Below are 4,666 nucleotides of genomic sequence, written 5' to 3' on the forward strand. Positions count from 1 at the left end.
AATCCGGCACCGTCTCCCCGCCCCATTCCATCAGGTGCACGCCCAGGGCGACGGCTTTGCCCTCGCTGTAGACGGTTTGCACCCAGTTGTCCACCAGCGACCAGTTGAAATAGCCCTCGCCCGGCTCGAGCTGATCCCAGGTGAAGTGCAGATGCCCGCCGACGATGATGCCGGGGTACTGCTTGGGGTCCATGTGGTGGAAATCGGTGAGGATATAGATGCCCGGCCGGCGCACGCTGGCCTTGCCGGCGGCCGCCGGCGACACGCTCGCGGCCGGCTGGTCCACCGCCAGCTTGACCCCGTCGGGCTCTCCCGCCGGCCCCTGCGCCGCGGCAGGGACTGCCGCCGCCCCCAGTACCGCGACCAGCGCCAGCACCAGGCCGGCGCACCATATGCGCCACCAACGATGCGAATACCTCATCTTCTCACCTCACCCCAGAATGATAGACTCGCTTTCCCATCCCCGTCCACGCCGCCGCACGCGAATGACATCGTCGTGTTACACAGATATCATTCGCCACCTCATTACCAGGCTATCAGAGCGCCCAGGCCGGGTCAATAGTACCTTCAGACCAGTGCGGCAGATGACAGCAGTCTGTCACAATTTTTCACAAATTTCTTGACAATTTCACAAATTGCGGTTATTATGGCAATAGCATGTAATCAATTACACATTCCATGACCGGGTCCAGGTCGGGTCCATATCAGGAGGACGTATCAGATGATGCCGCCGAAAAACAAGGTGGAAGTACCCGATATCGTCGTCAGCCGGCTGCCGCTGTATCTGCGCGCCCTGAACTTCCTGGCGGAGGAAGGGGTGGAAACGATCTCCTCCGCTGAGCTGGCCCAGCGCCTGGGCATCAGCTCCGCCCAGATCCGCAAGGACCTGTCCTTCTTCGGGGAATTCGGCAAACAGGGCACGGGTTACAACGTGGAGTTCCTGCGGAAAAAGATCAAGGAAATCCTGAACCTGACCAAGATATGGGATGTGGCGTTGGTGGGCGCCGGCGACCTGGGTCACGCCCTTGTCCACTACGGCGGCTTTCTGGGCCAAGGCTTCCGCATCAGCCTGGTCTTCGACAACAACCCGCAGAAGATCGGCCAGGAGATCGCCGGCCTCGTCATCCAGCCGGCCAGCCGCATGAAAGAGCTTATCCGCCAGCACGGCATTCAGATCGCCATCATCGCCGTGCCGGCTTCCGCCGCCCAGAAAGTAACGGACGAGCTGGTGGCCGCCGGCGTGCGCGCCATCCTGAACTATGCTCCCATCACCCTGAAGGTACCGCCCGGCGTGCATGTCCAGTACATTGACCCGGTCACGCGCTTACAGCACATGACCTACTATTTGGAATAACCAAACGGGCGCCTGAGATTCCCCCAGGCGCCCGCTGTGTTTCCTGGCCCGGTTATCACGCCGGCGCGGCCTGATACCGCCGCATAATGCTGTAACTGCTCAGCGCCTTGCCGGCGCCGATGGCCGTGCAGGCAATGGCGTTCTCCGCCACATAGCAGGGCACGCCAGTCACCTTCGTCAGCAGGCGGTCAATATTGCGCAGTAAGGCCCCGCCGCCGGTCAGCATCATCCCCCGGTCAATGATGTCAGCCGCCAGCTCCGGCGGCGTCTTCTCCAGCACATTGCGCACCACCCCCACGATCTGGCCCAGCGGCTCGGCGATGGCCTCGGTCACCTCGCCGGAGGTGATGGTAATGGTCTTGGGGAGGCCGGCGACCTGGTCACGGCCGCGCACCTCCATCTTCAGATCTTCCTCCAGCGGCAGGGCACTGCCAATCGCGATCTTAATCTCCTCGGCGGTCTGCTCGCCGATCAACAGGTTATACTTCTTGCGGATATAGTTGATGATGGCTTCGTCAATCTTGATGCCGCCCACCCGCACCGACGACGCCACCACAATGTCGTTCATAGAGATGACCGCCGCTTCGCTGGTTCCGCCGCCGATGTCCACCACCATGTTGCCGGTGGGCGTGCCGATGGGCATATTGGCGCCCAGTGCGGCCGCCAGCGGTTCCGGGATGAGATAGGCCTCGCGGCCGCCGGCCTGGATGGCGGCATCATGCACTGCCCGGCTCTCCACGCTGGTGACCCCCACCGGCACGCTGATCATGATGCGGGGACGGAAGATGCGCAGGCGGCCGCAAATACGTTGGATGAAATAACGCAGCATCGCCTCGGTCACCTGGTAATCGGCGATAACGCCGTCCTTCACCGGCCGGGTTACTTCGATGCTTTCCGGCGCGCGGCCCAGCATGGCGCGCGCCTCTTCGCCCACTGCGACGATCTTATTGTCATCGATGGAGATCGCCACGATGGAGGGTTCCTGGAGGACGATGCCTTTGCCCTTGACCCATACCAGCACGTTGACCGTGCCCAGGTCTATCCCGATATCGCGTCCGAACATAAGGGGTACCCCGCTCCTCGTCTTCTTAGGTCGGCTTCCCGGCACTGCCAGAAGCGCATAACAAGATGGCCGGCGCACCGCCGGCGGTATCCTTGCCCCCTCATTATATGCGATTTCGGCAAAGTTTCAAATTGACAAACCCACAGCCGCGCCTATAATACTCCTCGCATGGGGAGTAGCCATCCTGCGCGAGCAGGGCGGGCAGTCGTCAGGACGGAGGTATCTCCCGGCTGTCCGGTAAAGCGGCGAGACCATTGCTCATAGAGAGCGATGGTCTCGTTTCGTTTGGCCAAAAGTGTGTCAAAATGGCGGCGGGTGTATAATAGCCGGCAGATATCCGAATGCTATCACCCTGCGTCTTGCTCGTACACATCACTGCAGTGTGGAACAGGGAGAACTATGTCCGAAAAGCGGATTGATCCACAGGAGATGCTGGGACATGCCTGGCATACCATGTCGCCAGAGGAGGTCGCGCGCCGGCTGGGGACGGACCTCCAGCGCGGTCTCAGTCAGGAGGAGGCAGCGCGCCGGCTCGAGCAGTTCGGCCCCAATGAGCTGGCCGAAAAGCCCCGTCCCAGCATGTGGGCGCTCCTATTGAGCCAGTTCAACAATTTCCTCATCATCATCCTGCTGGTCGCCAGCGTCATCTCGATCCTGCTGGGCGAGTTCATTGACGCCGGCGCCATCATCGCTATCGTCATCCTGAACGCCGTGCTGGGCGTGATCCAGGAATCGAAAGCGGAAGAGGCGCTGGCGGCGCTGAAAAAGATGGCCGCGCCGGAGGCGCACGTCATCCGCGACGGGCATCTGATCTCCATCCCAGCGCGCGAGGTAGTGCCTGGGGACCTGGTAGTGCTGGAGACCGGCAACTATGTGCCGGCGGACGTGCGCCTGGTGGAGAGCGCCAACCTGCGCATCGAGGAAGCCTCGCTGACCGGCGAATCGGTGCCGGCGAAGAAAGATGCCCATACGGTACTGCCGGCGGATGCCCCCCTGGGCGACCGCCAGAACATGGCGTTTATGAGCACCCTGGTCACCTACGGCCGTGGGCGCGGGATCGTGGTAGCCACGGGCATGCAGACCCAGATCGGGCGCATCGCCGCCATGATCCAAGAGGTCGAGGAGGAAGCCACACCCCTCCAGCAGAAGCTGGACCAGTTGGGGCGCTGGCTGGGCATCGCCGCCCTGGTCATCTGCGGCGTCATCTTCCTGGTAGGTGTCCTGCGCGGCATCTCCGTGCTGGAGATGTTCATGACAGCGGTGAGCCTGGCTATTGCGGCGGTGCCGGAGGGCCTGCCGGCGGTGGTGACCATCTGTTTGGCGCTGGGCATGCAGCGCATGATCCAGCGGCACGCCCTGATCCGCCGCCTGCCGGCGGTGGAAACCCTGGGCAGTGCCACCGTCATCTGCTCCGATAAAACCGGCACCCTGACCCAGAACGAGATGACCGTCGTGCAGGTCTGGGCGGACAACACCCTGTTGAACGTCACCGGTGAGGGCTACCGGCCCGAAGGCGAATTCATGGACCGCAGCACAGTGGTGGACCCGCGGGGGTATCCGGCGGTGGACCTGCTACTGCGGGGCATGCTGTTGTGCAACGACGCCCGACTGGAGGCGGTGGAGGCCAGCGACAACGGCGGCCGGCCGAGTTGGCGCATCGCCGGCGACCCCACCGAAGGCGCCCTGGTGGTGCTGGCGGCCAAGGCCGGCTACTGGAAGGACGAGATGGAGCGCCTCCAGCCGCGCCTGGCAGAGATCCCCTTCGACTCTGGCCGCAAGCGCATGACCACCATCCATCCCAACGAGCGCGGCAAGTATATCGCCTTCGTCAAGGGCGCGCCCGATATCGTCCTCCAGCACGCCACCCACATCTACGTGGACGGCACGGTGCGGGAGCTGACCGATTTCGACCGGGAACGCATCCTGGAAGTCAACGCCTCGCTGGCCAGCAACGCCCTGCGCGTGCTGGCGCTGGCCTACCGGGAGCTGGATGAACTGCCGGCGGAACCGACGCCCGAGCTGGTGGAGAAAGACCTGGTTTTCGTCGGCCTGGTGGGCATGATTGACCCGGCGCGCGCCGAGGTGCGGGATGCGATCCGCGTCGCCCGGCAGGCCGGCATCCGCCCGGTGATGATCACCGGTGATTACCCCAACACCGCCGTAGCTATCGCCAAAGACCTCAACCTGCTCCGCCCCCAGGGCAAGGTGCTCACCGGCGCAGAGCTGGACCGCATACCGGACGAGGAATT

General features: G+C 63.2%; 4 protein-coding genes. 2 read left to right on the plus strand and 2 right to left on the minus strand.

Annotation, left to right across the window (positions count from 1 at the left end):
- The coding region (locus H5T60_11725) for a beta-galactosidase (protein ID MBC7243100.1) at positions 1–421 on the minus strand (421 nt) is incomplete at its 3' end.
- A gap of 303 nt (positions 422–724) precedes the next feature.
- Here H5T60_11725 and H5T60_11730 point away from each other — a divergent pair.
- On the plus strand, positions 725–1,354 hold the full coding sequence (locus tag H5T60_11730; GenBank protein MBC7243101.1) for a redox-sensing transcriptional repressor Rex: 630 nt from the start codon (positions 725–727) through the stop codon (positions 1,352–1,354).
- Positions 1,355–1,409: 55 nt separating this feature from the next.
- On the opposite strand, the gene H5T60_11735 is transcribed toward H5T60_11730, so the two are convergent.
- Positions 1,410–2,417, minus strand: a complete 1,008-nt coding sequence (locus H5T60_11735) for a rod shape-determining protein (protein MBC7243102.1) — start codon at positions 2,415–2,417, stop codon at positions 1,410–1,412.
- Positions 2,418–2,816: 399 nt separating this feature from the next.
- Here H5T60_11735 and H5T60_11740 point away from each other — a divergent pair.
- Positions 2,817–4,666, plus strand: a 1,850-nt coding sequence (locus H5T60_11740; protein ID MBC7243103.1) for an HAD-IC family P-type ATPase, incomplete at its 3' end; no start/stop codon positions are given.

Source organism: Anaerolineae bacterium, from assembly GCA_014360855.1.
Taxonomy (GTDB): Bacteria; Chloroflexota; Anaerolineae; order JACIWP01; family JACIWP01; genus JACIWP01.

Coding starts and splice junctions, on each gene's coding strand:
- H5T60_11735 (MBC7243102.1), bottom strand. CDS start 2,417: ATGTTCGGACGCGATATCGGGATAGACCTGGGCACGGTCAACGTGCTG.
- H5T60_11730 (MBC7243101.1), top strand. CDS start 725: ATGCCGCCGAAAAACAAGGTGGAAGTACCCGATATCGTCGTCAGCCGG.